This window comes from Paenibacillus sp. P4_E11, assembly GCF_056401635.1.
In genome coordinates, this window is record NZ_JBFUIX010000335.1 from 1 (window position 1) to 2405 (window position 2405).

The 2405-nt window shown below is 32.2% G+C and carries 3 protein-coding genes; all 3 read right to left on the minus strand.

All coding sequences use genetic code 11. From position 1 onward, the window contains the following. On the minus strand, positions 1-1295 hold a 1295-nt coding region (locus AC1DWB_RS33625), incomplete at its 3' end, for an ATP-binding cassette domain-containing protein (protein ID WP_477545434.1). Further along, positions 1296-1847, minus strand: a complete 552-nt coding sequence (locus AC1DWB_RS33630) for a TlpA family protein disulfide reductase (protein WP_477545435.1) — start codon at positions 1845-1847, stop codon at positions 1296-1298. Positions 1848-1868: 21 nt separating this feature from the next. Further along, on the minus strand, positions 1869-2405 hold a 537-nt coding region (locus AC1DWB_RS33635; protein WP_477545436.1), incomplete at its 5' end, for a MauE/DoxX family redox-associated membrane protein.

A 2405-nucleotide genomic window follows, 5' to 3' on the forward strand; every position in this document is an offset into this window, starting at 1 on the left:
GAGACATTTTTTCGAAATGAGGCTTGATCAATATCGTTAATATTTGTCTGGTTAAATAGAACTTGTCCGGATGTTGCATGGTACAAGCCCAGTAAGCAATTTGCCAAAGTAGTTTTTCCCGCTCCATTTTCTCCTACAATTGCTATCCGTTGGCCTCTCTTTATGTCAAATGAAATACTATTAAGTATACTCTGTTTTTCAGTTGAATAAGAAAAGGTAAGATTCTTTACGCTAATACTTGTAAAATTTTCTGGAAAAGAGACTTTCGGGGTTCCTTTTTTTTCCGAAATTTCGTGTAAAAAGGAATTAAGATTATCTAAATACATTTTTTTCTCATAAATACCTCCTAAAATTGTTCCTATCATTCCCAAATGGGACTGGACCGTAATAACAGCACCAGTTAATGCAACGTAGTCCCCGATGGTTAGTTTTCCACCATCTATTTGAACCACCAGAATTAAGGCAGTAGAGACAACTGCAATAGAAAGAACTAAATTTGAGAGGATACCTACCTTGCCTTCATTTATTAAGTTCAACAGTAGTACTCGACGAACTTGTAGGTAAAGATTTTTCCAATGTTGTAATAAATGATCCCCTAAGCCAAATATGCGAATTTCCTTAGCTGCATCACGTCGATACAACAACTTATAGGAGTATTCCATCTCCCTCCCTACTGGGGTAGTTTCTGTATTTCTTTTGTGTTTGTTTTTTTTCATTAATAATAGTAGAATAATTCCGGGTAAAGAAGACAGAATCAAAGTAATAGGTAACAACCAATGACTATTAGCCAGTAAAATAAATATTGAGGACAAAATAATAATAGTCCTCATCAGGTTAATTAAATCTTGTATTATATCAACTGTATTGTTATTAACGGCAGCTAATGCTAATTGAATTTGATCATAGAATTTGGAATTATCAAAGAATGAATAAGGTACAGAGAATACTTTTTCACCCACTAATTGTTTTAATTCGTAACTAATATCCATCTTAATAATAGATTTTATATAAGTTTCAACAACATTTAATACAGATACTCCAATATTTAGCAAGAAAGATATTACAACAAAAAATATAGCTTTTCCGAGTAATGAATGATTACTATATACTTGGGTAATTAAATCAATAGATGATTTTTGTAACCAAATATGTAGAGCAGGTACACAAGATGTTGACAGAACGATAATTAACCACAATGAAAACAAGACTGGATGTTTTGAAAAAATCATACATGTCAACACCCACACTTGTTTTAAAGATTTTGTCAACATTTTCTCAAAACGATTTACAAACAACTAAATAGCTCCTCTCCTTTTATTAGAGAATGAGTCTAATAATTTTGGAACATCTACTAGCCAGGAAAGGATATTTTCTTTTTTTATAATCCCTCGTCGCATAATAACACCTTGATTGTCAATTACCATACCAAAAGGATAAGACGATGTTCTTAGCTTTCTTCTACAGTCTTGATAAGAAATAGAATACATTTCAATTGCAACATTAGTAGTAACAACATACTTATTAAATCCTTCGCCATCCCCTACAACAAGAAGTTTGATTGCAAAATTAGCATTATTAAGATAAATCTTATTTATTTCAAACACCACTTCTTTACAAAACCTGCAATTTGGACTTATCACACATAATAGTGTCACATTTTTGTCCTTTACTAAATGATCCAAAGATACTTGGTGCCCTTCACTGTTATGAACCTTTATACTCGGAATACTTATTCCAGGTGCTATACCGTTTGATCCTGTCTTGACCTGTCTTACAAGTATAAAAACTATAATAGAATGAATTATCAGCATTATCCACATAGCAACCTGACTGGCTTCTGATAACATTAGTTATTACCCCATTCCACTTTAATCTATAGTTCTGGCCAAAAGACTTGTAAAAAAGAGTCCTACTGCTGGTGCTATTGTAGAAAAAAACTGAAACATCGTTGCTTGTTTTATAAAAGTAAGAGTGTCAATTGGTGGAGAAGTAATGATTATACTACAATAAAATAATAAAATAATGTTGTTAAATACTCCTCCTATCCCCATCTTTCCAGATAGTATACTTCCGAAACAGTTGCATCCTAAATCTTTATCGTCCCAAATAATTTTTATATTTGCCAACAAAAATGATATAAATATTAGTATTACAGTCCATACATTCCACCTACTCTCTGCTCTATCGACTATTAAATTTATTCCTAGAAATATTTCAATAAATGGTAAGAACAAACCATATATGTATCCCATATTTCGGGGTAGAATTCCTACATCTGCAGCAATTCGTGCTGAAGTAGGAAGGGAACCCATTTTCATGAATCCAGAAAACAAGAGCGTGAAACTTATTACAAGCAACATAATTAAACCCAAATAACTCATCATTTTCCCCTTATTAAGGTACTT

What these genes read in the sequence shown, in the direction of transcription:
- AC1DWB_RS33630 (WP_477545435.1), bottom strand. Translation starts at nt 1,847, where the DNA reads ATGTTATCAGAAGCCAGTCAGGTTGCTATGTGGATAATGCTGATAATT.